The organism is Burkholderia sp. Nafp2/4-1b, assembly GCF_003635165.1.
GTDB lineage: Bacteria > Pseudomonadota > Gammaproteobacteria > Burkholderiales > Burkholderiaceae > Burkholderia.
In genome coordinates this window covers 153,060-178,781 of record NZ_ML058600.1, presented here as the reverse complement: position 1 = coordinate 178,781, position 25,722 = coordinate 153,060, and the positions used below count along the sequence as shown (strand labels likewise).

At 68.4% G+C, this 25,722-nt stretch carries 24 protein-coding genes; 5 read left to right on the top strand and 19 right to left on the bottom strand.

Translation table 11 applies throughout. From position 1 onward, the window contains the following. Positions 1-20: 20 nt before the first annotated feature. From ruvA to C7H84_RS08680, 7 genes are all read right to left on the bottom strand, one after another. Entirely contained in the window at positions 21-602 is a 582-nt protein-coding gene (gene ruvA / locus C7H84_RS08715) for a Holliday junction branch migration protein RuvA (RefSeq protein ID WP_121858438.1), read from the bottom strand. A 212-nt stretch (positions 603-814) separates the two neighbouring features. Then, positions 815-1,357, bottom strand: a complete 543-nt coding sequence (ruvC, locus tag C7H84_RS08710) for a crossover junction endodeoxyribonuclease RuvC (RefSeq protein WP_121858437.1) — start codon at positions 1,355-1,357, stop codon at positions 815-817. A gap of 151 nt (positions 1,358-1,508) precedes the next feature. Next, positions 1,509-3,074 (bottom strand): bifunctional phosphoribosylaminoimidazolecarboxamide formyltransferase/IMP cyclohydrolase, encoded by a 1,566-nt coding sequence (gene purH, locus C7H84_RS08705; protein ID WP_121858436.1) that lies wholly within the window; start codon positions 3,072-3,074, stop codon positions 1,509-1,511. Between the two features lie 44 nt (positions 3,075-3,118). Then, positions 3,119-3,352 (bottom strand): Fis family transcriptional regulator, encoded by a 234-nt coding sequence (locus C7H84_RS08700; protein ID WP_006476892.1) that lies wholly within the window; start codon positions 3,350-3,352, stop codon positions 3,119-3,121. Then, positions 3,349-4,416: a tRNA dihydrouridine synthase DusB gene (gene dusB / locus C7H84_RS08695; protein ID WP_121858435.1), complete on the bottom strand. Its 1,068-nt coding sequence runs from the start codon at positions 4,414-4,416 to the stop codon at positions 3,349-3,351. The genes C7H84_RS08700 and dusB overlap by 4 nt, the downstream gene beginning before the upstream one ends. Before the next feature lie 147 nt (positions 4,417-4,563). Continuing rightward, positions 4,564-5,751, bottom strand: a complete 1,188-nt coding sequence (locus C7H84_RS08685) for a UbiH/UbiF/VisC/COQ6 family ubiquinone biosynthesis hydroxylase (protein WP_121858434.1) — start codon at positions 5,749-5,751, stop codon at positions 4,564-4,566. Between the two features lie 146 nt (positions 5,752-5,897). Next, positions 5,898-7,292 (bottom strand): aminopeptidase P N-terminal domain-containing protein, encoded by a 1,395-nt coding sequence (locus tag C7H84_RS08680; protein WP_121858433.1) that lies wholly within the window; start codon positions 7,290-7,292, stop codon positions 5,898-5,900. Between the two features lie 184 nt (positions 7,293-7,476). Here C7H84_RS08680 and C7H84_RS08675 point away from each other — a divergent pair, with 184 nt between their 5' ends. Then, positions 7,477-8,091, top strand: a complete 615-nt coding sequence (locus tag C7H84_RS08675; RefSeq protein ID WP_121858432.1) for a glutathione S-transferase N-terminal domain-containing protein — start codon at positions 7,477-7,479, stop codon at positions 8,089-8,091. Between the two features lie 125 nt (positions 8,092-8,216). Here the strand turns inward: C7H84_RS08675 and C7H84_RS08670 are convergent, their stop codons facing one another. The 4 genes from C7H84_RS08670 to C7H84_RS08655 form a co-directional block, all read right to left on the bottom strand. Beyond that, entirely contained in the window at positions 8,217-9,836 is a 1,620-nt protein-coding gene (locus tag C7H84_RS08670) for an FMN-binding glutamate synthase family protein (RefSeq protein WP_121858431.1), read from the bottom strand. Between the two features lie 384 nt (positions 9,837-10,220). Next, positions 10,221-11,390 carry a tRNA 2-thiouridine(34) synthase MnmA gene (gene mnmA / locus C7H84_RS08665; RefSeq protein ID WP_121858430.1) on the bottom strand — a complete coding sequence of 390 codons (1,170 nt, stop codon included), beginning with the start codon at positions 11,388-11,390 and terminating at the stop codon, positions 10,221-10,223. Then, complete coding sequence (locus tag C7H84_RS08660) at positions 11,387-11,896, bottom strand: NUDIX hydrolase (protein WP_121858429.1); 510 nt, start codon at positions 11,894-11,896, stop codon at positions 11,387-11,389. The genes mnmA and C7H84_RS08660 overlap by 4 nt, the downstream gene beginning before the upstream one ends. A 354-nt stretch (positions 11,897-12,250) precedes the next feature. Continuing rightward, a complete protein-coding gene (locus tag C7H84_RS08655) occupies positions 12,251-13,171 on the bottom strand; it encodes a LysR family transcriptional regulator (RefSeq protein WP_121858428.1) in 921 nt (306 codons plus the stop codon). A gap of 87 nt (positions 13,172-13,258) precedes the next feature. Here C7H84_RS08655 and C7H84_RS08650 point away from each other — a divergent pair, with 87 nt between their 5' ends. Further along, positions 13,259-14,182: a carbon-nitrogen hydrolase family protein gene (locus C7H84_RS08650; RefSeq protein WP_121858427.1), complete on the top strand. Its 924-nt coding sequence runs from the start codon at positions 13,259-13,261 to the stop codon at positions 14,180-14,182. Positions 14,183-14,218: 36 nt separating this feature from the next. Here C7H84_RS08650 and C7H84_RS08645 read toward each other — a convergent pair whose 3' ends face one another. From C7H84_RS08645 to C7H84_RS08605, 8 genes are all read right to left on the bottom strand, one after another. After that, positions 14,219-14,905: a YafY family protein gene (locus C7H84_RS08645; RefSeq protein ID WP_121858426.1), complete on the bottom strand. Its 687-nt coding sequence runs from the start codon at positions 14,903-14,905 to the stop codon at positions 14,219-14,221. 73 nt (positions 14,906-14,978) lie between these two features. Beyond that, a complete protein-coding gene (locus C7H84_RS08640; protein WP_121858425.1) occupies positions 14,979-15,383 on the bottom strand; it encodes a VOC family protein in 405 nt (134 codons plus the stop codon). Positions 15,384-15,680: 297 nt separating this feature from the next. After that, on the bottom strand, positions 15,681-16,979 hold the full coding sequence (locus C7H84_RS08635; RefSeq protein ID WP_121858424.1) for a class I SAM-dependent RNA methyltransferase: 1,299 nt from the start codon (positions 16,977-16,979) through the stop codon (positions 15,681-15,683). A gap of 228 nt (positions 16,980-17,207) precedes the next feature. Beyond that, positions 17,208-19,331, bottom strand: coding sequence for a site-specific recombinase (locus tag C7H84_RS08630; RefSeq protein ID WP_121858423.1), 2,124 nt, complete (start codon positions 19,329-19,331; stop codon positions 17,208-17,210). A gap of 584 nt (positions 19,332-19,915) precedes the next feature. Further along, positions 19,916-20,650, bottom strand: coding sequence for a PqiC family protein (locus C7H84_RS08620; RefSeq protein ID WP_121858422.1), 735 nt, complete (start codon positions 20,648-20,650; stop codon positions 19,916-19,918). Then, positions 20,647-22,269 carry an MlaD family protein gene (locus C7H84_RS08615; RefSeq protein ID WP_121858421.1) on the bottom strand — a complete coding sequence of 541 codons (1,623 nt, stop codon included), beginning with the start codon at positions 22,267-22,269 and terminating at the stop codon, positions 20,647-20,649. The genes C7H84_RS08620 and C7H84_RS08615 overlap by 4 nt, the downstream gene beginning before the upstream one ends. After that, positions 22,262-22,891: a paraquat-inducible protein A gene (locus C7H84_RS08610; RefSeq protein ID WP_121858420.1), complete on the bottom strand. Its 630-nt coding sequence runs from the start codon at positions 22,889-22,891 to the stop codon at positions 22,262-22,264. The genes C7H84_RS08615 and C7H84_RS08610 overlap by 8 nt, the downstream gene beginning before the upstream one ends. Continuing rightward, positions 22,888-23,553: a paraquat-inducible protein A gene (locus C7H84_RS08605; RefSeq protein ID WP_121858419.1), complete on the bottom strand. Its 666-nt coding sequence runs from the start codon at positions 23,551-23,553 to the stop codon at positions 22,888-22,890. Before C7H84_RS08605 ends, C7H84_RS08610 begins: the two co-directional genes overlap by 4 nt. A gap of 258 nt (positions 23,554-23,811) precedes the next feature. Between C7H84_RS08605 and C7H84_RS08600 the strand changes: the two genes are divergently transcribed. From C7H84_RS08600 to C7H84_RS08590, 3 genes are all read left to right on the top strand, one after another. Beyond that, complete coding sequence (locus C7H84_RS08600) at positions 23,812-24,372, top strand: cytochrome b (protein ID WP_121858418.1); 561 nt, start codon at positions 23,812-23,814, stop codon at positions 24,370-24,372. Positions 24,373-24,380: 8 nt separating this feature from the next. Continuing rightward, entirely contained in the window at positions 24,381-24,941 is a 561-nt protein-coding gene (locus C7H84_RS08595) for a YceI family protein (RefSeq protein ID WP_121858417.1), read from the top strand. A 64-nt stretch (positions 24,942-25,005) separates the two neighbouring features. Then, positions 25,006-25,587 carry a YceI family protein gene (locus C7H84_RS08590; protein WP_121858416.1) on the top strand — a complete coding sequence of 194 codons (582 nt, stop codon included), beginning with the start codon at positions 25,006-25,008 and terminating at the stop codon, positions 25,585-25,587. Positions 25,588-25,722: the final 135 nt, after the last annotated feature.

The window sequence follows — 25,722 nt, the reverse complement described above, 5'->3', positions numbered from 1 at the left end:
GGCGCCTGCCCGGGCCGCCGTTACGCCTTCGACAATGCCTTGAGCGCGAGCTTGATGCCGTCGGACACGCCGGTGCCGGCCGGCACGTTCTTGATCGCGGCGAGGCCTTCCTTCTCGGAATAGCCGAGCGCGAGCAGCGCGTTGAGGATGTCGGTCGCGTGGTCGGACGGCGACGCGGCGCCGGCGAGTGCGCCGAGGTCCGCGCCGAGCTTGCCCTTCAGCTCGAGCAACAGGCGCTCGGCGGTCTTTTTGCCGATGCCGGGCAGGCGCGTGAGGCGCGCGGCGTCCTGCATCGTGACGGCCTGCGCGAGCTCCTGCACGCTCATGCCCGACAGCACGGCAAGCGCCACGCGCGCGCCGATGCCGGTGATCTTCAGCAGTTCGCGGAAGGTCGTGCGCTCCTGCGGCGTCAGGAAGCCGTACAACAGGTGCGCGTCCTCGCGCACGATCTGCTGCGTGAGCAGCACGACGCGCTCGCCGGTTTGCGGCAGGTTGTAGAAGGTACTCATCGGCACGTCGATTTCGTAGCCGACGCCGTTGCAGTCGACGAGCAGGTGAGGCGGGTTCTTTTCGAGCAGGATGCCGGCGATGCGACCGATCATGGATGGCGGGATGCGAGGAAGAAAGCGCGAGTGTAGCGCAGGTGCGGCGCGATGCCGATGGGTTGGCCGTCCGGTCGAGGCGATGGGCGATGGATGCGCGTCGGGGAGGATTACCCGGGCAGGGCGCCCGGACGTGAAATGCGCGCGACGCTTGCGGCCGTGTGCGGCCGTGCGTGGCCGTGCGCCGCGCTCGGCGCTTGCGTGCCGCTGCGTCAGCCGACGAGCCGTCCGCGCCGCACGCGCAGCCCCTTTTTCGCGAGAGCCGGTGCGAGGCCGCTGATCGTGCCGAGCGTATTGCCGCTGTGAGCATGGCAGATCGCCATCCCGAGTGCGTCGGCCGCGTCGCTGCCGGGCTGGCCGGTCAGGTTGAGCAGCCGCGTGACCATTTCCTGCATCTGCGACTTGGTCGCACGGCCGTACCCGACGACGGCCTGCTTCAGTTGCAGCGCGGTGTACTCGGCGACCGGCAGTCCGCCGGACACGAGCCCGCAGATCGCGGCGCCGCGCGCCTGGCCGAGCAGCAGCGTCGACTGCGGGTTCACGTTGACGAACACCTGTTCGATCGCAGCCTGGTCGGGCGCGTGCTCGCGCACGAGGGTCGAGACGCCCTGGAAGATCGTGCCGAGCCGGGTGGCCAGGTCGGCCGTGGGCGTGCGGATCACGCCGCTCGCGACATACGCGAGCCGATGGCCGCTGACGTCTATGACGCCGAAGCCGGTGACGCGCAGGCCAGGGTCGATGCCGAGAATTCGCATGAGTGAGGAGAAAAAGCTGATGCAGCGATACTACAACGAATGGTGCACGGCACCGGCCGCATGCTCGCGTGCGCCGGCGCCGCGCAATAAAAAACCCGGCGGGTGCGACGCCGCCGGGTTTGCGTGCAGCGGCCGCGCGGGCCGCGTGCGATCAGTGACGGAAGTGACGCACGCCCGTCAGGATCATCGCGATGCCGTGCTCGTCGGCTGCCGCGATCACTTCGTCGTCGCGCATCGAGCCGCCCGGCTGGATCACGCAGGTCGCGCCGGCTGCCACGACGACGTCGAGGCCGTCGCGGAACGGGAAGAACGCATCCGACGCGACGGCCGAGCCGGCCAGCGTGAGGCCGGCGTTCTGCGCCTTGATGCTCGCGATGCGCGCCGAATCGACGCGGCTCATCTGGCCTGCGCCGACGCCGAGCGTCATGCCGTTGCCGCAGAACACGATCGCGTTCGACTTCACGTACTTCGCGACGCGCCATGCGAACAGCAGGTCGTCCATTTCCTTCGCGGTCGGCTGGCGCTTCGTGACGACGCGCAGCTCGCTCGGCTGCACGTTCTTCGAATCGAGCGATTGCACGAGCAGGCCGCCGCCGACGCGCTTCAGGTCGAATGCGTTATGGCCTTCGCCGAGTGCGATCTCGAGCAGGCGCACGTTCTGCTTCGCGGCGAACACCTGCTTCGCGGCGTCCGAGAACGACGGCGCGATCAGCACTTCGACGAACTGCTTCGCCACGGCTTGCGCGGCCGCTTCGTCGACTTCGCGGTTGAACGCGATGATGCCGCCGAACGCGGAGGTCGGGTCGGTCTGGAATGCCTTCGCGTACGCGTCGGCCGAGTCGTTGCCGACCGCGACGCCGCACGGGTTCGCGTGCTTGATGATCACGCAGGCCGGCGCGTCGAACGTCTTCACGCATTCCCACGCCGCGTCCGAATCCGCGATGTTGTTGTACGACAGTTCCTTGCCCTGCAGCTGGCGGTAGTTGGCCAGTGCGCCGGCCGGCGCGGCGAGGTCGCGGTAGAACGCGGCGCTCTGGTGCGGGTTCTCGCCGTAGCGCAGGTCCTGCACCTTGTCGAACGCCAGGTTCAGCGTCGCCGGGTACGTGTTGCGCGATGCGTGCTGCAGCTCGTCGGTCAGGCTCGTCAGGTAGTTCGTGATCGCGCCGTCGTATTGCGCGGTGTGCGCGAACACCTTCGTCGCGAGGCGGAAGTTGGTCGCGTAGCCGATCGCGTTGCCGTTCGCCTTCATTTCGTCGAGCACGACCGCGTAGTCGGCCGGATCGACGACGACCGTCACGTCGCGGTGGTTCTTCGCAGCCGAGCGCAGCATCGTCGGGCCGCCGATGTCGATGTTCTCGATCGCGTCGGCGAGCGTGCAGTCGTCCTTCGCGATCGTCGCGACGAACGGATACAGGTTCACGACCAGCAGGTCGATCGTCGGGATGCCGTGCTGCTCCAGTGCCTGCATGTGCTCGGGCAGGTCGCGGCGCGCGAGGATGCCGCCGTGCACCTTCGGGTGGAGCGTCTTCACGCGCCCATCGAGCATTTCCGGAAAGCCCGTGTAGTCAGCCACTTCGGTTACGGGCAGGCCCGCGTCGGCGAGGAGTTTCGCGGTGCCGCCGGTCGACAGCAGCTTGACGCCGAGGTCGGACAGCGACTTCGCGAAGTCGACGATGCCGGTCTTGTCGGAAACGGAAATGAGCGCTTGCTTGATCATGATGGAACCACCAATAGCCAGGGAAACGGGGACGGGACGGCTGCCTACAGCAGGCCGTGCTGCTGCAGCTTCTTGCGCAGCGTATTGCGATTGATGCCGAGGTACTCCGCGGCGAGCGACTGGTTGCCGCCGGCCTGTACGAGCACGACCTCGAGCATCGGCTTTTCGACGCAGGACATCACCATTTCATAGACGTCGTGCGGATTGGAGCCGTCTAGATCCCGGAAATACACGTCCAGGCTCTCGCGGACACATTGTTCGATGTTGTGCTTGCTCATGCTGCTAACTGGTTATGGTCGTCCGACTCGCCCTGGCCGTTTTCCTCTTCGTCATCGACGTAGACGAGGTGGTCCGACAGCGCCTTTTGCGCCTCGAAGAATGCATTGACGGCGGCGAGCTGCTCGCGGGTGGAATCGAGCGTGTTCATCCTGTGCCGGAACCCGTTGGCACCGGAAAGGCCGCGAGTGTACCAGCCGATGTGCTTGCGCGCAGTACGGACTCCCGTGAATTCGCCGTAGAACGCGTAGTGGTCTTCCAGGTGTTCGTTCATCACGTGCTGGATCTCGTCGATCCGCGGCGGGGGCAGCAGTTCGCCGGTTTGCAGGAAATGATCGATTTCACGGAACAGCCACGGCCGACCTTGCGCGGCGCGACCGATCATCAGTGCGTCGGCGCCGGTGGCGTCGAGCACGGCCTTCGCTTTCGCCGGCGACGTGATGTCGCCGTTCGCGACGACCGGGATGCGCACGGCCGCCTTCACGGCCGCGATGGTGTCGTACTCCGCGTCGCCGCGATAGAGGTCGGCGCGCGTGCGGCCGTGCACGGTCAGCATCGAGATGCCGGCCGCTTCGGCGAGGCGCGCGATCGTGATCGCGTTCTTGTGCTCGCGATCCCAGCCGGTGCGGATCTTCAGCGTGACGGGCACGGCATCGGGCCCCGTGCCGACCGCCGCGACGACGGCCTCGACGATCCGCTGCACGAGCGGCTCGTTCTGCAGCAGCGCGGAGCCGGCCGCGACGTTGCACACCTTCTTCGCCGGGCAGCCCATGTTGATGTCGATGATCTGCGCGCCGTTGTCGACGTTGTAGCGGGCCGCTTCGGCCATCATCGCCGGATCGGCGCCGGCGATCTGCACCGCGATCGGCTCGACTTCGCCTTCGTGGTTGGCCCGCCGCATCGTCTTCGCGCTTTTCCACAGCTGCGCATTGGACGCGACCATCTCGGACACGGCGTATCCGGCCCCCAGCCGCTTGCACAGCTGGCGGAACGGGCGATCCGTCACGCCGGCCATCGGCGCGACGAACAGGTTGTTACGCAAAACGTGAGAGCCGATAACGGGCATCGCAATGGCACCGCCCGCGAGCGCGGGGCGTCGCGGGCCAAAAAGGGCGGAGGGAAAACGCGTATTTTAGCGTATTCCCATGCCCCGCCGATTTGACCCGGTTTGCGTGGTCGGGTTGCGCGCGATCAACGCGCGGGGCGTTGCGTGTCAGTTGCGCTGGCCGAACATCATCTGGCGTGCGATCGCCTTCTTGAGCGGCGGCACGAATTCGAGCGCGGTGAGTGCCGCGCCGCGCAGCAGCGGCAGCGGCCCGCCATCGATCGTGAAGAGGCGCGCGAGCGTGTCGGTCGCGCCGATCGTGAAGCGGCGGTCGAGCGCGCGCCGCGCATTGAAGGTCGCGAGCGCGGTCGCTTCGAAGCCCTGCGTGGACAGCGTGTCGACGAGCGTGTGCGCATCGCGCAGCCCGAGGTTGAGCCCCTGGCCCGCGACCGGGTGCAGCGTCTGCGCGGCGTTGCCCACGATCGCGATGCGTCCGTTGACGAGCGTTTGCGCCGCGTTCAGCCCGAGCGGGAACGACGCGCGCCCCGCGATCGCGACGAACCGGCCCATCCGCTCGCCGAAGGCTGCGCCGAGTTCGCGCAGGAACGCGTCGTCGGGCAGCGCCGCGCGCCGGGCCGCCTCATCGGGCGCGCAGCACCACACGAGCGAATACTCGGCCTGGCGCGGACCGCCAAGCGGCAGCAATGCAAGCGGGCCTTCGTGCGTGAAGCGTTCCCACGCGACGTTCGGGCGCGGTGCCGACACCGTGACCGTGCCGACGATCGCGGTCTGGCCGTAGTCGCGGCGATGCTTGCCGGCGTCGGCCTGCTGTTCGTGGAACAGCCCGCCTTCGGCATTGATGACGATGCGCGCGCGCAGCATGCGTTCGCCCTGCGGGCCGTCGAGCGTCAGCGTGACACCGTCGGCGTCCTGGTGCGGCGCGCGTGCGGTGGTCGACGTGAGCCAGTCGACCCGCGTGCCGCGTACCGCCTGCGCGAGCGCCTGCACGATCGAGCCGTAGCGCACGACGTAGCCGAGCGCGGCGAGATCGTGTTCGTCGCGATCGATCAGCGTGCGGCCGAAATGGCCGCGCTGCGATACGTGGATGTGTTCGATCGGCGTCGCGTCGCCGGGCCAGCCGAGCGTGTCGAGCAGCACGCGGCTGCCGTGCGACACGGCGATCGCGCGTGGGTCGTTGGCGCTCGCGGACGGTTCGCGTGCGTCGATCAGCGCGATCGACGCGTGCTGCGTCGCGCTGCGTCGTGCGAGCCAGCCGGCGAGCGCGAGCCCGACGGGGCCCGCGCCGACGATGGCGAGGTCGTAGTCCGGCGTGGCCGGGGAGGAAGCGGTCGTCATCAGTGTTCGTGAAACGGGGTAACGGTCAACGGCGGGTCAACGGCGGCTCAACGGCAAGTCAACGGCGAACGACAACGGACAGGCAGACGGGCGATGGACGCCGGCGCCTTCCGAAGGCCGAGAGTCCACGGCAGCCTGCGGCACGCTCATGCGCCGGCCGCGCCCGCGCGCATCAGCGCCTCGATCTCGGCGGCGGCCACCGGCACGTCGCGCGTGATCAGCTCGCAACCGTGCTCGCGCACGATCGCGTCGTCCTCGATGCGGATGCCGATGTTCCAGTATTCGGCCGGCACGTCGTCCGCGGCCCGCACGTACAGGCCCGGCTCGACGGTGAGCGTCATGCCCGGTTTCAGCGTGCGCCACGGCAGCGCGCCGTTCGCGTCGCGCGCCGCGAGACGCTCGCGATAATCGCCGCAATCGTGCACGTCCATGCCCAGCCAGTGGCCGGTGCGATGCATGTAGAAGCGCGCGTACGCGCGCTCGGCGATCACGTCGTCGACGCTCGAGAAGCGCGTCTTCGGAATGATGCCGGTATCGAGCAGCCCTTGCGCGAGCACGCGCACGGCCGCGTCGTGCGGCGCCTCGAACGGCACGCCCGCACGCGTCGCGTCGATCGCTGCCTGCTGCGCGGCGAGCACGATGTCGTACAGCGTGCGCTGCGCGGGCGAGAAGCGCCCGTTGGCCGGGAACGTGCGCGTGATGTCCGACGCGTAGCCGTCGAGTTCGCATGCGGCATCGATCAGGATCAGGTCGCCGTCCTGCGCGGCTGCGTTGCCGGCCGGGTAGTGCAGCACGCACGCATTCGCGCCGGCCGCGACGATCGAGCCGTACGCGGGCGCCTGCGCGCCGTGCTTGCGGAACATATACAGCAGCTCGGCCTCGAGTTCGTATTCGCGGATCCCCGGGCGGCACACCTGCATCGCGCGGCGATGCGCGAGCGCGGAGATGTGCGCGGCGCGCATCATGATCGCGAGTTCGTGTTCGTCCTTCACGAGCCGCATGTCGTCGAGCAGCGGCGTGAGGTCGAGCAGCGCGTCCGGCGCGGCCACGCCCGTGCGTGCCTGCGCGCGCACCGCGTCGATCCAGCCGGCAAGCTGGCGCTCGAACTCGGCCGACGCGCCGAACCGGTAGTGCACCGTGCCCGCATCGGCGAGCAGGCGCGTCATTTCGGTGTCGATCACGTCGACCGCGTAGGCCGCGTCGAAGCCGAACGCGTCGCGCGCGGCTTCCGGTCCGTAATGAAAACCTTCCCAGATCTCGCGGTCGGCATTCTTCGCGCGGCAGAACAGGATGGATTCCGGCGCGCCGTGCGACCCGGCCGCGTTCAGCACGAGCACGGCATCCGGCTCGGTGAAGCCCGTCAGGTAGTGGAAGTAGCTGTCATGCCGGTACGGAAAGGCCGTATCGCGGTTGCGCAGCAGTTCCGGCGCGGTGGGGACGATGGCGACGCCGCCGCCCGCGGCGCGCAGTGCGGCAAGCACGCGTTCACGGCGCTGGCGGTAGACGTCGACGGCGATGGCGGTATCGAGGGGCGCATTCATCGTGCGATTGTAGCGCCGCCGGACGCGGCGCGTGAGAGGGGCGGCTGCAAGCCACGCCGGACGGGGCTCCGGGACGGCTGTTGCAAACCATCCACAGGCCGAACGGGCGATTTTCTACCCGGCCGCGCCGGCCGGTTATGATCGACGACAACGTATACTCCCGGCGGTTCCCATAAAAAGGCAGATGATGAAATTAATCGGTTCGCTCAGCAGCCCGTACGTCCGAAAGGCGCGGATCGTGCTTGCTGAAAAGAAGATCGACTACAAGCTGGAGCTCGAGAACGTGTGGGCGCCGGAGACGAACATTCACGCATCGAATCCGCTCGGCAAGGTCCCGTGTCTCGTGATGGAGGATGGTGCCGCGGTGTTCGATTCCCGCGTGATCTGCGAATACGTCGACACGCTGTCGCCGGTCGGCAAGCTGATTCCGCCGTCGGGGCGCGAACGCGTCGAAGTGCGTTGCTGGGAAGCGCTGGGCGACGGCGTGCTCGACGCGTCCATCGCGATTCGTCTCGAACATACGCAGCGCGACGAAGCGCAGCGCAGCGCGAGCTGGATCGCGCGCCAGCAGCGCAAGATCGACGACGGTCTGGTCGCGATGTCGCAGGGCCTCGGCGGCAAGACGTGGTGCGTCGGTAACCATTACACGCTCGCCGACATCGCACTCGGCTGCGCGCTCGGCTACCTCGACTTCCGGATGCCCGAGCTCAACTGGCGCGACCGCCATCCGAACCTCGACAAGTATTTCGGGAAGTTGTCGCAGCGTCAGACGTTCATCGATACGCTGCCGCAAGGCTGACCGGCCGCCGGCTGCGCATCGAGCATTGAGCAGACGAAAGAAAAGCGCCCCGCGGGGCGCTTTTCTTTTGGGCGGATCACAACCTCGCGGGGCGATCGCACGGTCCGGACATGACGTTCCGCGTGTTATTCGATCGATGCGTAAACGCTTTCGCCGAGCACGAACGAATCGCTGCGCGCGATCGGCCACCACTTGTCGTACAGCGTAAAGCCGCACGTCTGGCCGTCGAGCAGCGCGCCGGGCTTCAGGTACTTCAGCAGCTGCGACATCAGCCGCACTTCGTGCGGCGCGACGCGCTGCACGATGTGATGCGCGCGCAGCTCGGACGGATGGCCGAGGCCGGCGGCCTGCACGAGTTCCTGCAACGCATGCAGCGTATTGCGGTGGAAGTTGTACACGCGCTCGGCCTTGTCCGGCACGACGATCGCGCGCTGGCGCACCGGATCCTGCGTCGCGACGCCGGTCGGGCAGCGGTCGGTGTGGCAGTGCTGCGCCTGGATGCAGCCGACCGCGAACATGAAGCCGCGCGCCGAGTTCACCCAGTCCGCGCCGATCGCGAGCGTGCGCGCGATGTCGAACGCGCTGATGATCTTGCCGCTCGCGCCGATCTTCACGCGGTCGCGCACGCCGATCCCGACGAGCGTGTTGTGCACCAGCAGCAGGCCTTCCTGCAGCGGCACGCCGACGTGGTCGGTGAATTCGAGCGGGGCCGCACCGGTGCCGCCTTCCGCACCGTCGACGACGATGAAGTCGGGCACGATGCCCGTCTCGACCATCGCCTTCGCGATCCCGAAGAATTCCCACGGATGACCGATGCACAGCTTGAAGCCGGTCGGCTTGCCGCCCGACAGCGTGCGCAGCCGCTCGACGAATTCGAGCAGCCCGCGCGGCGTCGAGAATTCCGAGTGCGTGGCCGGCGAGATGCAGTCCTTGCCCATCGGCACGCCGCGCGTCTCCGCGATCTCGGGGGTGATCTTCGCGGCCGGCAGCACGCCGCCGTGGCCCGGCTTCGCACCTTGCGACAGCTTGACCTCGATCATCCTGACCTGCGGATCGGCGGCCTGCTTCGCGAACTTGTCCGGGTTGAACGTGCCGTCGTCGTTGCGGCAGCCGAAGTAGCCGGACGCGATTTCCCAGATGATGTCGCCGCCGTTCTCGCGGTGGTACTTCGACAGCGAGCCTTCGCCGGTGTCGTGTGCGAACCCGCCTTTCTTCGCGCCGAGGTTCAGCGAGCGGATCGCGTTCGCGGACAGCGAGCCGAAGCTCATCGCCGAGATGTTGAAGATCGAGATGTCGTACGGCTGCGCGCGGTTCGCGCCGACCCGGATCCGGAAGTCGTGGCTCGGCAGCTTCGTCGGCGCGAGCGAATGGCTGATCCATTCGTGCGCGACGGCCTTCACGTTCAGCTCGGTGCCGTACGGGCGGTTGTCGGCGACGTTCTTCGCGCGCTGGTAGACGAGGCTGCGTTGCGCGCGCGAGAACGGTTTTTCGTCGGTGTCGTCCTCGACGAAATACTGGCGGATTTCCGGGCGGATGAACTCGAACAGGAAACGGAAGTGGCCCCACAGCGGGTAATTGCGCAGGATCGCGTGGCGATCCTGGTTCAGGTCGTACAGGCCGACGGCGACGAGGGCGACGGGGATGATGATCCACAGCCAGGAAATCGCGTGGATCGACGCGAGTGCGGCCGCGGCGATGAGCAGCAGGACGGCACACCACATCGCGAGGTAGCGTCTGGAAAGCATGGGGACTCCTAGGGTCTATTCATGTATGGAACGCGCATGCGAATGCCCGAAATCGCCCGCAGGGCAAGAAGTGAGGAGCGCCGTTTGGCCGAGCCAAACAAGTGACGAACGACGCCGCCATGTGGGCGATTTCGGGCATTCCCGTGACATGATTTTTTTAATTTGGGGTTGCCACGAGAACGGCCGCTCGCCGCGTTGCGCTCCTTGCGAATACGTCAGTATTCGCGGCGTCGCGCGCCTCGCGAGCGGCCGTTCTCGTGGCAACGCATGTGCGTTCCATACATGAATAGACCCTGCATCTTGAGATGCCGCCATGCGTACGCTGCGCGGCGGCGCGCCGGCCGCGACGGAATCGTGTTCCGCCGGGCGCGGCGTGCCGCAAGTCTAAACCGAATGGATGTCAGCGTGCGTCGACGAGTGCGCGTGCGTCGCTGCCGCGGCAGCCGGCGCGCTCTGATCGGGCCGGCCGGTGGCCGCGAACTCGATGATGCCGCCGCCGAGGCAGATCTCGCCGTCGTACAGCACGGCCGACTGGCCGGGCGTGACCGCCCATTGCGCGTCGTCGAAGGCGAGCGAGAAGCGGCCGTCGTCGGCCCGACCGAACGCGCACGCCGCGTCGGCCTGGCGATAGCGTGTCTTCGCGCCGCACGAAAAGCCGTCGGCGGGCGGTTCGCCCGCGACCCAGCTCACGTTGCCGGCGACGAGTTCGCGCGACAGCAGCCACGGATGATCGTGGCCCTGCACGACATACAGCGTGTTCGACGCGATGTCCTTCGCGGCGACGAACCACGGGTCGCCGTTGCCGTCCTTGCTGCCGCCGAGACCGATGCCCTTGCGCTGCCCGAACGTATAGAACGCGAGGCCGATGTGCTCGCCGACCACCTTGCCGTCCGGCGTCTTCATCGGGCCGGGTTTCGTCGGAAGATAGCGGTTCAGGAAGTCGCGGAACGGCCGTTCGCCGATGAAGCAGATGCCGGTCGAGTCCTTCTTCTTCGCGTTCGGCAGCCCGATCTGCGCGGCGATCTCGCGCACCTTCGTCTTCGGGATCTCGCCGAGCGGGAACATCGTCTTCGACAGTTGCGCCTGATTCAGCCGGTGCAGGAAGTACGACTGGTCTTTCGTATGATCGAAAGCCTTCAGCAGTTCGAAGCGACCGTCGCGCTCGCGCACGCGCGCATAGTGGCCGGTGGCGATCATTTCCGCGTCGAGCGACATCGCGTGGTCGAGGAACGCCTTGAACTTGATCTCGGCGTTGCACAGCACGTCCGGGTTCGGCGTGCGGCCGGCCGAGTATTCGCGCAGGAATTCGGCGAATACGCGATCCTTGTATTCGGCCGCGAAGTTCACGGCTTCCACGTCGATGCCGATCAGGTCGGCCACCGACACCACGTCGATCCAGTCCTGGCGCGTCGAGCAGTATTCGCCGTCGTCGTCGTCTTCCCAGTTCTTCATGAACAGGCCGACCACGTCGTATCCCTGTTCCTTCAGCAGCCACGCGGTCACCGACGAATCGACGCCGCCCGACATGCCCACTACTACACGGCGCTTGCTCATTTGCTTACCGCCTGACGGTCGAATGCTTCCGGGCGCGGCGCGACCGAATGCGTATGCACGAAATCGAGCGGAATGCGCCGCCCGGCGAGATAGTCGTCGACGCAGCGCATTACTGCCGGCGAGCGGTGACGCTCGCTGCACGCGCGCAGTTCGTCGGCGCTCATCCACAGCGTGCGCACGATGCCGTCGTCGAGCGCGTGGTTCGGCAGCGGCTCACCGGCCGTGCCGCAGAACGTGAAGCGCAGGTAGGTCGCGCCGGCGCTGCCGGGGCGGTCGTAGTGCGCGAGATAGACGCCGACGAGCGCGGCGGGGACGAACGGATGCGCGGTTTCCTCGAGCGTCTCGCGAATCACGGCGTCGGCGAGCGTCTCGCCGGCCTCGAGATGGCCGGCCGGCTGGTTGATGCGCAGGCCCGTCGAGGTTTCTTCCTCGATCACGAGAAAGCGGCCGGCGCGCTCGACGAGCGCCGCGACGGTCACATGCGGGGTCCAGATTTCGGGTTTCATGGTTCGGCATTTTACCGGTTGCGCCCGGACGCTGCCGGCCGTCTCATTAGACGAATCCGACCCCGGTCGTCCCACACGCCCCGCTGCCGGGCGCGGCGTTCGCCGCGATACGCTCGGGCGGCGCGGCCTGTGTCACGCGGCTGACGCCGAAGGTCGAGGCCGGCTCGCGGTGGGGCGGCCGTTCGGACAACGCCGGCTGGGGGCGCAAGCGGCTGCGGCAACAGGGGCCAGAGCGCCGAGAGGGCCGCCGTTCATGGCGGCGATGACCAGCACGATCCATACGGGGGCGTGGCGCGTGTCGCGCGGCCGGCACAACGGACCGGAACGCTTTGCGCCGGTTCAAGCGCCGCATTTTCACGGTACGACGATCCGCGCGACACAGCTGGCGATCGTGTCCCGCACGCGCACGATCGCCGGATCGCGCTGCGTGCTCGTGCGCCAGCCGATCTCCACCGGATAGCGCGGCAACTCGACCGGACACGCGAGCGCCCGCAGCGACGTCGCCTGCGCGATCGCGCGGGCCGCGTGAGCCGGAATCGTCGCTACCGCATCGGAACCGGTCAGCAGGTACGGCAGCGCCGCGAAGTGCGTGGTCGACGCCGCGACACGCCGCTTGTGGCCGAGCGCGGCCAGCGCCTCGTCGACGATCCCGATCACGCCGCCCGACGACACGAGCAGGTGGTCGCGCTCGAGGAAATCGGCGAGCGCGAGCGCGCGCGGTGGCCGCGCACGGCCGGCCGGATCGATCAGGCACGCGTAGCCGCCCGTCGCGACCGCGCGCCGGCTGAGCCCGTTTGCCGAAAACCCGCCCGACGCGATCGCGAGATCGACGCCGTGCCGCAGCAGCGCGTCGCCGGCAATGCCGCTGTGGGTCTGCCGGAAGATCAGCCGGATGCCCGTGGCGTCCCGCGCGACCGCGTCGATCAGCGCGCGGCCGAGCGCGATCTCGAAGTCGTCCGACAGCCCGATCGAGATCGTGCGGCCGACCCGCTCGCCGCCGTCGGCCGCGATCGCGAGGCTCTCGCGGCAGCGGTCGAGCGCATCGGACAGGATCGGCTTCAGTTCGTCCGCGCGCGGCGTCGGCGCGAGCCCGCGGCCGGTGCGCACGAACAGCGGATCGGCGTAGATCACGCGCAGCCGCGCGAGCGCCGCGCTCACCGCCGACTGCGTCAGGCCGAGCCGAAGCGCCGCGCGGCTCGCGCCGCCTTCCTCGTGCAGCGCCTCGAACACCTTCAAGAGGTTCAGGTCGAGCCCGGCGATATCATCCGCATTCATGTCAGTTATCGTTGTATCGATTTGATCGATGCAATGATATCGATAAAGATGGCGTCACCCTTCATCGTATTCAACGGAGACGCCTTCATGCCCACTTCAGTCATCGCCGCGCTGCAGATCGGCGCATCGCCCGCCGGCACGCGCGCCACGCTCGACACGATCCTCGGCTACGAAACCGCGATCCGCGACAGCGGCGCGTCGCTCGTCGTGCTGCCGGAGGCCGTGCTCGGCGGTTATCCGAAAGGCGAGATGTTCGGCACGCGGCTCGGCTACCGGCTGCCCGAAGGCCGCGATGCGTATGCGCGCTACGCCGCGCAGGCGATCGACGTGCCGGGGCCGGAAACCGACGAGCTCGCCGCGCTGTCGCAGCGCACCGGTGCAAGCCTCGTGGTCGGCGTGATCGAGCGCGGCGGCAGCACGCTGTACTGCACGGCGCTGTTCTTCGATCCGCGCGACGGGCTCGTCGCGAAGCACCGCAAGCTGATGCCGACCGGCACCGAGCGGCTGATCTGGGGGCAGGGAGACGGCTCGACGCTGCCGGTGGTCGACACGGCCGCAGGTCGCGCGGGGGCGGCGATCTGCTGGGAGAACCACATGCCGCTGCTGCGCTGCGCGATGTATGCGAAAGGTGTGCAGATCTGGTGTGCGCCGACGGTCGACGAGCGCGACCTATGGCAAAGCTCGATGCGCCACATCGCGCACGAGGGCCGCTGCTTCGTCGTCAGCGCGTGCCAGGTGCAGCCGTCGCCGCGCGCACTCGGCATCGACGTGCCGGGCTGGGATCCCGAGCGGCCGCTGATTCGCGGCGGCAGCGTGATCGTCGGGCCGCTCGGCGACCCGCTGACGGAGCCGCTCGTCGGCGAGGCCGGGCTCGTGACCGCACGCATCGATACCGACGAACTGGTGCGCGCGCGTTACGACTTCGACGTGGTCGGCCACTATGCGCGCCCGGACGTGTTCGCGCTGCACGTGGACGAGCGACCGAAGCGGCCGGTCGTGTTCGAGGCGTGACGGGGGCGGCCGGGGCGCGAGCCGCCGCCGCACGCGTCAGCGCATCGGCGCTTCCGCGATCCGCATGTAGTCGGCGATCCGCCGGCCTTCCATGTCCGGAAACTGCTCGTGCACGGTGATGTCGCCCATTCGCGCGATGTCGAACGTGCGGAAGTCGCCGCGCAATTCGCACCACGCGCCGATCGTCCAGCGGCCGCCCCAGTAGACGAGCCCGAGCGGCCACACGCGGCGCCGCGTGTGCGCGCCGAGCCGGTCGCGGTAGTCGAAGCTGACGATGTGGTGCGTATCGACTGCCTGGTGGATCGCGTCGACCTTCGCGCAGAACGTCTCGTCGATGTGGAACGACGGCGCGTACACCGGCAGGCGATCGAGCGCCGTGCGCTTGTCGGCCGGCATCGCCGACGCGATCTTCGCGAGCGCCGAACGTGCGCCGCCCGCGAAGCGCGCACCGCCCCAGGTTTCGAGCATCCGCGCGCCGACCGCGAGCGCCGCGAGCTCCTCGGCCGTGAACGTGAGCGGCGGCAGGCTCGCGTTGCGGTTCAGCCGGTAGCCGATGCCGGCTTCGCCTTCGATCGGCACCCCTGACAGCTGCAGGTCGCGCACGTCGCGATAGACGGTGCGCGGCGACACCGACAGCCAGTCGGCGAGTTGCTGCGCGGTCGTCAGACGCCTGCCGCGCAACAGCTCGGCGATCTGGAACAGACGGTCGGCACGGCGCGTCATGGCTGCACCTCGACTCCAACGGCTACGGGAACTTCGCGATGATAGCGCCGCGCCGGCCGGATCATCGGTGCGCTCAATGGCATTTCGGCGCGTGCAAGCCGACGCGGTTACCTTCGGTATCGATCAGGTAGCCGATGTAGCCGTAGTTGTTCGGCAGCTCGACGACCGGGCCCTGCACGACGCCGCCCGCGCGCTTCGCGCGCTCGAGCGCGGCGACGACCGACTCGCCGGCGTTCAGGTACACCAGCACGCCGTTCGCGCTCGGCTTCATCTGCTGCGGATCGAACACGATGCTGCCGCCGGTGCTCGACGCCTCGTGATCGAACATGGCCATCGGCACGCCGCCGACGACTTCACGCTGCAGCGTGGTTTGCAGCACGGTTTCGTAGAAACGGATCGCCCGGTCGAAATCGAGGGACGGGATGTCGAACCACGCGATCGCGCGTTCGAGGGTTGCGGTTGCAGTTGCGGACGTCATGACGAGCTCCTTGTTGTTCGGATTCTTGGTGGAAACCAGCCTTGCATTGCGCCGGGATTGCAGTGTGATGGGGGGCTGCTGACAGCGTGCTGTCAGTAGTGATGGCGGTGCTGACAGAAGGCCGCTACGGTGGCGGTCGGCAGGCGGACGGCAGGCGGCGCGCAGGCGGGCGGCGCGAAGGGCGTGAGCGCGGCGCCGCATGCATCGATGCCGCACCAAGCAAAACGCCCGGCGGGGGCCGGGCGTCGTCAGGATGTCAGCACGCGGCCGCAGCGGCCGGTGCGAGAAGGCGATGCGTCAGGCGTCGCCTTCCGCCGCGGCCGGGCGCGCCTTCACGCTGCCGGCGATCAGGTCGAAGCGGAACAGCCGGCATTCGAGCGCGCCGTTGAACAGCGGCGTCTTCGCCGATTCGCGCAGGCGCAGCTGGCCCGGCAGCGAACGATCCGACGTCAGCAGGAACGCCTGCCAGCCGGTGAAACGCTGCTTGAGCGCATCGCCGAGCGCATTGAAGAACTCGCTGTCCGGTGCATCGGTGTGCGTGCGGCGGAACGCGTCGTCGTTGCCGCGGTTGCGGCCCGTCTCGCGCACCTCGCCGCGCGCGCTGCGGCCGCGCACTTCGATCCGCTCGCCGTACGGCGGGTTCGCGAGGATGATGCCGGGGCCGTCGCACGGCGGCGTCATCCCGCGCGCGTCGACCTGCTTGAGCCACACCGACGGCACGCCCGCGCGCTCGAGGTTCGCGCGCGCCTTCTCGAGCATGTCGCCCGAGATGTCGCTGCCGTACACGCCGAGCGAATCGCGCTTGCCGCGCGCGGCGCGCTTCGCGTCGAGCGCCGGAACCTTCAGGCCCTGCCATGCGGTGATGTCGTACTGCTTGAGCTTTTCGAAGCCGAAGCGGCGCTCGACGCCCGGCGCGACGCCGAGCGCGATCTGCGCGGCTTCCGCGAGGAACGTGCCGCTGCCGCACATCGGGTCGTACAGCGCGGTGCCGGGCGTCCAGCCCGTCAGGCGCAGGATGCCGGCCGCGAGGTTCTCGCGCAGCGGCGCCGCGCCCTTGTCGAGGCGCCAGCCGCGCTTGAACAGCGGCTCGCCCGACGTATCGAGGTACAGCGTGCACTCGGTGGCCGTCAGGAACGCGAACACGCGCACGTCCGGCGCACCGGTGTCGATGCTCGGCCGCGAGCCGGTCTTGTCGCGCATCCGGTCGCAGATCGCATCCTTCACGCGCAGCGTCGTGAACTCGAGGCTCTTCAGCGGCGACTTGATCGCGGTGATGTCGATGCGCAGCGTCTGCGTCGACGCGAACCAGCGTTCCCACGGCTGCTCGAGCGCGAGCGCGTAGACGTCCTGTTCGTTGCGGTACGGGCCGTGCGCGATCTTCAGGAGGATGCGGCTCGCAATGCGCGAATGGAGGTTCGCGGCCATGCCGGCGGCCCAGCCGCCGCGGAAATGCACACCGCCCGGCACCTGCGCGCCCGCGGTGAACGGCGCACCGTCCAGATGGCGGCCGGCGATTTCGGCCAGCTCGGCGGCAAGCGCCGCTTCGAGGCCGCGCGGGCAGGGAGCGAAGAATTCGTACAGGGTGGGCGAGGACATAAGGCGGGTAAGAACGTGCAAAAGTCCACCATTGTACGCGGCGCGGGCGGCCGGGGCCGGCGTTGTGTCGGATTCGGCGCGCTGGCGCCCCGATGTGCCGCCCGCCCGGACGCGCTGCCCTGGCTCGTGCGGCGGCTCGTGCGGTGGTTCGTGCGGCGGTTCGTGCGGCGGTTCGTGCGGCGGTTCGTGCGGCGGCGCCCGCCCGGGCGGCGCGCCGCCGCCAAAGGGTCAGTGCGAGTCCGGCTGGCGGGCCCGCGCGACCGGTGCGCCGGCCGGCCAGAACAGCGCGGACGGCTTCGCCAGCACGGTGCGCACGATCGCGCCGACCAGCGCGCGCACCTTGGTGCGGCGCAGGCTGCGCGAGCGCACGGCCATCGTGAACGCGAGCGCGAAGCTCACGAGCACGTTGAGGATCGCCATGCTCAGCACGCCCGCGCACGCCCACCACAGCTCGGGCGAACCGAGCGCATCCTTGCCCAGCACGCCGAGCGCGATCCCGATCGAGCCGGCCGACAGCGTCACGTGCCGCACCTCGAACGGGAACAGGAACACGGTGACGATCGCCGGGATCAGGCCGAGCATCAGCCCGAGGCCGACGTTGGCGACCACGCCCGCGACGTTCGAGCGGCAGAAATGCGCGAGCTTCGCGGCGCCGGCCGCGCCGAGCGTGATCCGCAGCCGGCGGTTGTACGTGAGCGCGTCGCCGACCCGGTGCAGCACGAACCAGTTGTCGGCCCAGCCGGCGAGCAGGCTCGACGCCCACAGCAGCACGCCCGTGAGCGCCGCGTAGAACGGCGTCGGGCCCAGCAGCGAGAACGAATGCAGCGTCGTGTGCGCCTTCTCCGGCGAAATCAGGTTCGCATGCAGCAGGTTGCTGGCGAAGAGCTGGACGAGCAGGCACACCGGGAGCACGACGAGCACGTTGCCGGAGATCGCCGCGGCCTGCGTGCGGATCAGCGCGATCACCGACGCGACGAACGTCTTCACGCCTTCATCGTGACCCGTGTCGTCGAGCTCGCGCGCAAGCGTCGGCGCGGTCATCGCCGGCTGCTTGGTCGCGAGCGTGAAGTGCAGGAAGTGCATCAGCATGAAGCTCGCCGCGTAGTTGACGCCCGCGAGCAGCCCTTCGAGCATTGACTGCAGGTGCGCACCCGTGATCGCGAACTTCACGCACACGGTCGCGACGGTGACGAGGCCGCCGCCCGCGGCCATCCGCAGCATCTTCAGGTACTCGGCGCGGCCGCGCGAGATGTAGTGCTCGCCGGTGTCCGCGTTGGTCTCGACGAGCTTGCGCGCGAACAGCGAGAAGTTGCTGCGCACGAGGTGCGCGACGCTCTGGCTGTTCTGGTTCGCGTCGACGAGCTCGGCCGTCAGGCGCGCCATCCCGTGCAGGTCGTCGCGTGCCATCCACGCATTGAGCAGCATTTCCGCGCGCACGATGCGCATGCGCATCCGCTCGACCTGGAACACGATGTCGACCGACACGCCGTTGCGGTACAGGTGCGCGAACACGTCGTCGACCGCGATCCGGCATTCGTCGAGCAGCATGCGCAGGTAGTTCACCTCGTGCAGCAGCTTGCTTGGCTCGCCGCCGTCCTCGACGGCCGCCTGCGCGGTCTCGACCGCGAGCATCGCGCGCGTGAGGCGGTAGAACGGCTGCGTTTCGAGCGGCTTGCGCGCGTCGTCGTCGGACAGCCGGCTGCGCACCGTCTGCGACAGCCCGGTCGAGCTGATCTGGCAGGTCAGGTTGTGCAGCGCGGCCAGCAGGTCGCGCGAGAACGAGCCGGGTTCGTGGCGTTCCTCGTCGGTGACGTCGTACGCGATCAGCTCGGCGAGGCGCGCGAGCAGGTCGTCGGGCAGCGCGTCGATCCATTGTGGGTCTTCCGGCGTCGGGAACATCAGCGTGAACAGCGCGGTCAGTTCGCGGCGGTTCGGCGCGGGCGGGATCAGCGACGAGTCGATCCGCTCGAACAGCGCGCCGAAGAAACCCGAATGCACGGGCATGCCCGCGTCGCACAGCAGCGAGATGCCGTCGCATTCGCGCAGGATCCCGCGCAGGATGCGCGCCGCGTGCGATTTCCACGCGGGATTGCGATCGAGCACGTGGAACAGGTAGCGCAGCCGGGCGTGCGCCGGATACGCGCGCGCGGTGGCGTCGCGTTCGGCCGGTGCATCCTGCGCGGCCTGCATCGTGCCGTTGCGGCGCAGCCAGTGCGCGAGCTCGATCAGCCACTCGCTGCGCTCGGCGTACGAGGCATCGGCGTCGGCATGCGCGAGCAGCGCATCGAGCTGATGGCCCGCATTGCGCGACGCGCGCCACTTCTTGATCAGGGTCGTCAGGGAACGAAACATAAACGGGATAGCGAAAGCCCTGGACGGGCGGGTTCGGGATGCCGGCCGGCAACACGGCGCGGCGCCGGGGAGAACGGTGAGGCTGTCGGGTGGCCGGACGATGCGCGGCGACCCGCGATGCGGCTGCCCCGATGCGGTGCGCGCGGACACGCGTGCGGGCCCCGGCAGAGGCGGCGACCGGACCGGACACGCCGGGCGGAGCGCCAGCCGGCTGGCGCGCACGACGCGCGGCGCGAGCCGGAAAGTGCGTAGGATCGTCAATCGGGCGCGAAAACGCAAGCCGACCGCGTTGCGTGGCGCCGGTTCCGGCGGATTTTGACAAACAATGCAAATGGCCGTTCGGCCGATTGCGACCGCGCCGTGCGGGCCGTCGCGGAGGGGGCGGCGGGTTCGCGTGCACGGCGGTGCGCGCACGTGAATCGTTGCCGATGTCGTTTGCCGATGCCGATGCTGATGCCGACGGCCGACGCCGATTACCGACGCCGACGCCGATGCCGATGCCGATCCCGACTATCGCGCCGCGGCGGCGATCGAATGCCGTCGCAGGTGCGAATGCGTGCGACGCCGGCCCGCGCGCCGCTCGCTTACGCGCCGGACTTGCCGGTCGCGCCCGCGTCGCCGCCAGGCGCCGGATTGGCCGGGCAGGGCACGCCCGGCACAGCCGGCACCGCGGCCGTCTTGTTGCCGGCGGCGCTCGTCGGCGCCGTCGCACCACGCCGCGCGGCCATCGCGCGCACGCCGGCCGCGGCCTGCGATGCAATCACGTCGAGCGCGCGCCGGTGGCCGGCGACGAGCGCGTCGTAGCCGTCGGCGACCGGTTCCGCGACGCTCGTGCGGCACGTCATCACCGCTTGCGTGCCGAGCACGCGCACGCTCCACACGGCATCGATCGCGGCCCGCTTGGCCGGCCACGACTCGAAGCGCTGCACGTTCACGCTGATCCGGTAGACGGGCACGCCTGCCGGATACGCGGAATTCGCGACGTCGATCGTGCCGAGCTGCGCGGCGAGATCGTCCGACAGCGCGCGGCGAATCTCGTCGGCGGGCGGCGCGGCCCAGCGATCCTGTTCGAGCACGTCGACCTGCGCGGCGTTCTTCTGCACGACGAGCTGGTTCTTCGCGACCTGTTCGGGCACGCTGACCGACGGCACCTCGATCAGGAACGCCGGGTTGGCGGGCGCGGTGCGCACGGGCGTCGCGGCGTCGGCCGGGCTCAGCGTATAGAACCGTGCGGGCGGCGAGCTGCACGCGGCGAGCGCGAGCGCGGCGAAGACTGCCGCCGCGCCGCCCGCGAAACCGTTCACGCGTGTCGTCGTCATTGTTGATCTCCTGGCTTGCCCTTGAGCAGCGATTCGGGATGACGCTCGAGATAATCGGCGAGCGCGTTCAGCGATTGCAGCGTGCGCGTGAGCTCCTTCAGCGCGCCGCGCACGTCCGACTGCAGCGGCGAATCCTGCTGCAGCGTCGCCTCGGCGGTCGAGAAGGTCTGCTTCGCGGCCGACAGCGTGTCGCGCGCTTCCGGTGCGACCTGCGTGTCGAGCTGCTTGAACAGCTTGTCGGCGTTCGACAGCGCGCTGTTCAGGTTCGCGCCGATCTGGTCGAACGGCACCTTGTCGAGCTTCTTCGCGATGTCGGCGACCTGCAGCTGCAGTTCGTCGAGCGTGTTCGGCACGGTCGGCAGCTCGAGCGGCTGGCGCGTCGCGTCGATCGTCGCCGGCGGCGCCTTCGGGAAGAAGTCGAGCGCGACGTACAGCTGGCTCGTCAGCAGGTTGCCAGTGCGCAGCTGGCCGCGTAGCCCGTGCTTGACGAGGCGCTCGACGATCTCGCGGCGGGCCGGTTCGCCCTGGCTCTCGATCGTTTCGCGGAAGCGCCGGCCGAGCCGCTCCGGATACACGTTCATCGTGACCGGCATCAGGAAGTTCTTGGTTTTCGGATCGTAGTCGATGCCGATGTTCGTCACTTCGCCGAGCACGATGCCGCGGAAGTCGACCGGCGCACCGACGGCGAGCCCGCGCAGCGACTGGTTGAAGTTCATCACGACCTGCAGCGGCTGGCCGTCCGGGTCGCGCATCGCGTCGCCCTCGTCGGAGCCGAGGCGGAACGTCGTGTTGTTCGGCGCGGTCGCGCCGCTGCCCTGGTTCGGCGGCGTCTGGAACGCAATGCCGCCGAGGATCACCGTCGCGAGCGACTGCGTGTTCAGCTTCAGGCCGCTCGAATCGAGCCGCAGGTCGACGCCGCTCGCCTGCCACCAGCGCGAGTTCAGGCCGACGTACTGGTCGTACGGCGCATTGACGAACACGTTGAACGTGACGCCCGTGCCGTCCTTGTCGAGCGAGAAGCCGACCACCTGGCCGACCGGCACGCGGCGGTAGTAGACCGGCGAGCCGATGTCGACGGAGCCGAGCGAATCGCCGCGCAGCACGTACTGGGTGCCCTTCTGGTCGCCGGTCACGGCCGGCGGCGTCTCGAGGCCGGTGAAGTCGGTCTGCGTGTCCTGCCCGTGGCCGGCATCGACGCCGATGTATGCGCCCGACAGCAGCGTGCCGAGCCCCGACACGCCGGTCGCGCCTACGCGCGGTCGCACGATCCAGAAGCGCGAGCCCTTGACCGCGAAGTCCTCGGCTTCCTTCTTCAGCTGCACCTGGACGAGCACGCGCGACAGGTCCTTCGACAGCTTGATCGTCTTGACCGTGCCGATCTCGACGTCCTTGTACTTGACCTGCGTCTTGCCCGGCTCGAGCCCTTCCGCGCTGTGGAAGCTGATCGAGATTTCCGGGCCGCGTTCGTGCACCGACTTGAGCACGAGGCCGATGCCGATCAGCGCGGCGATCAGCGGCACGAGCCAGACGAGCGACGGCAGCCAGCCGCTTTTCGTCGAGATCGTCGGATCGGGCGGCCGGGACGCGTCGTCGTGCTGCGGGCCTTGCGGACTATTCATGGTGTTTCCCTGAGGTTTCGACTGGATCCCAGATCAGGCGGGGATCGAACTGCATCGACGCGAGCATCGTCAGGATCACGACCGAGCCGAACGCGAGCGCGCCGGGGCCGGCCGTGATGACGGCGAGCGAACGGAAATGGACGAGCGCGACGGTGAGCGTCACGACGAAGATGTCGAGCATCGACCAGCGGCCGATCCGCTCGACGATCCGGTACAGGCGCGTGCGCTGCAGCGGCCGCCATGCGCCGCGGCGCTGCGCGCTGGTCGCGAGGATCGTCAGCACGCAGAGCTTGAGCATCGGCACGAGAATGCTGGCGACGAACACGACGACCGCGAGGGGCCAGTCTCCGGAGGTCCAGAAATAGATGACGCCGCTCATGATCGTGTCTTCCTGCGAGCCCACGATCGACGACGTGTGCAGGATCGGCAGCAGGTTCGCGGGGATATAGAGGATCGCGGCCGCGAGCAACAGCGCCCAGGTGCGCATGATGCTGTTCGGCGTACGGAAATGCAGCGTGGCGCCGCAGCGCGCGCAATGCGCGTGCGGATGGTCGATCGTCTGCACGAGCCCGCAGGCGTGGCAACTGGCGTAGCCCTCGCGGGCGGCGGTCGGCATGGTCATCGGCGCGGGGTGTCCTGCAGCGGTGCGGCGGGCTCGGGCCGAACGGGCGAGCGCCCGGCGCGCAGGTCGTCGGCGATGTCCCACAGCGTGCGCGGATCGAACATCAGCACGACGGCCGTCATCAGCGTGAGCGCGCCGAACGCGAACAGCGCGGCGTCGGGCACGACCCGCGCGAGGCTCACCATCTTGACGATCGTGACCACGATGCCGAGCATGAACACCTCGATCATCCCCCACGGGCGCACGAGCTGGATCGTGCGCAGCACCAGGTTGAGGCCTGGCGGCACGACGCCGCGGCGGATCGGCAGCAGCACGTAGAGCAGCGCGGACATCTCGACCAGAGGGAACAGGATGGTCGAGCAGAACACCATCACACCGACGATCGCCATGTCCTGGTGCCACAGCGTTTCGACCGCGCCGATCAGCGTCGTCTGCACGCGGGTGCCGTTCAGGTCCATTTCGAGGATCGGGAAGGCCTGCGCGATGATGAACGTCACCAGCGCCGCGACCGCGAGCGCGCTGATGCGTTCGATCTGGGTGGTGCTGTCGCGGTAGAGCAGCGCGTCGCAACGCGGGCAGCGTGCGATTTCGCGGCGGCCGAGGCGCGGTTTATGCAACAGTGCGTCGCATTCGTGACAGGCAATCAGGTCGTGTCGTTGCATGGAAAAAGCGGTTGTACGACGGGCGGGGGACACGCCGACGGGGCCGGAACCCGCGCCAATCTTACCAAAACGGCTTTTTCGGCGTGTCAACGTGCGGTTGCCGGGTGACCGGTCGGTAACATGGCGTAGACATGGCAGCCGGCTGACATGCCTGTCCTCAGAGTCCGCGTCCGTCAAAAGGTTGCGGTAGCATGGCGGCCGTGACATGCGTCGGTCGAATTTGCCGGCGCAGCCGTTCGCTCAACTGAGGATCCCACGATGGCATCGAATTCGCTGCCGGCCATGCCGGCACGTTACACGCAGACCGCGATCGCGCTGCACTGGCTGATCGCGCTGCTGATCGTCTGCGGCTTCGCGCTCGGCTGGGTGATGACCGACATCCCCGGCTTCACGCCGACCAAGCTGAAGTACTTCTCGTGGCACAAGTGGATCGGCGTGACGGCGTTCGCGCTGGCCGTCGTGCGCGTGCTGTGGCGCGCGACGCACGCGTCGCCGGCGCTGCCCGGCAACACGCCGGCATGGCAGCGTGCGGCGTCGCACGGCGTGCACATCCTGCTGTACGTGCTGATGCTCGCGATCCCGCTCACCGGCTACCTGTACAGCTCGGCGTCGAACATCCCGGTCGTCTACCTCGGCATCGTGCCGCTGCCGCGCCTGATCGATCCCGATCCGGTGCTGAAGGAAACCTTCAAGACGCTGCACGTTTCTTTGAATTACATTCTGCTTGCGCTCGTGTCGCTGCACGTGCTCGCGGCGCTCAAGCATCAGGTGTTGGACCGCGACGGCCTGCTGTCGCGAATGCTTCCCTTTGCCAAATGAAGGATCCCATGAAAGTGTCTTTCTCCCGCTCCATGCTGACCGCGGTCGCCGCGGTGTCGCTTGTCGCGTCGGCCGCGGCGCACGCCGACGTCGATTTCGCGAAGAGCAAGGTGTCCGCCGTGTCGAAGCAGATGAACGTGCCGACCGAAGGCGCATTCAAGAAGTTCTCCGCACAGGTGAAGTTCGACCCGGCGAAGGCCGGGCAGGGCAGCGCGCAAATGACGATCGACGTCGCGAGCTTCGATCTCGGCGACAAGATGTACAACGACCAGGTCGCCGGCAAGGACTGGTTCGACGCGAAAGCGTATCCGCAGGCGACCTTCGCGTCGTCGGCGATCGCGCCGGCGGGCGGCAACAAGTACAACGTGACCGGCAAGCTGACGATCAAGGGCAAGTCCGAGACCATCACGGTGCCCGTCACGGTCACCCAGAGCGGCGCGACGCAGACCTTCGACGGCGTGCTGCCGATCAAGCGTTCGGCGTTCAACATCGGCACCGGCGAGTGGAAGGACACGTCGATCGTCGCCGACGAAGTGCAGATCAAGTTCCATCTCGTCGCCAGCAAGTAAGCGACGGGCTGTCGCATCACCCGATCGCCGCGCGAGGGCGCGGCGCCGTTCCAAGGAGAAAGAGTTGAAAAAGCATCTGATCATCGCCGCGGGCGCGCTGGCCGCTTCGCTGTCGTTCTCGGCTTTCGCCGACAGCGCGACGTACCAGTTCGATCCGAGCCACACGTACCCGAGCTTCGAGGCCGACCACTTCGGCGGCCTGTCGGTCTGGCGCGGCAAGTTCGACAAGTCGAGCGGCAGCGTGACGCTCGACCGCGCGGCGAAGACCGGTACGGTCGACGTGACGACCGACATCGCGTCGATCCACACGGGCAGCGAGAAGCTCGACGAGCACCTGCAGACGGCCGAGTTCTTCGACGCGGCCAAGTTCCCGCAGGCGAACTACAAGGGCACGATCAAGTTCGACGGCGACAAGCCGGTGTCGGTGGTCGGCAACCTGACGCTGCATGGCGTCACGAAGCCGGTGACGCTGAAGATCGATTCGCTCAAGTGCATGCCGCATCCGATGCTCAAGCGTGAAGTGTGCGGCGTCGACGCCGTCGGCGAATTCAGCCGCGACGATTTCGGCCTCGACTACGGCAAGCAGTACGGCTTCAAGATGAAGACGAAGCTGCTGATCACGGCCGAAGCCGTCAAGCAGCAGTAACGCGCCCGGCCGGGGTCGTGCCGGCCCCGCGCGTGCGAACCGCCGCGCTCCCGCTTTCGGGGGCGCGGCGTTTCTTTTTGCGCGCCTATAATCGTCGGCGCAGCTCGCGGCGCGAGAACGGACGCGTCGGACAGA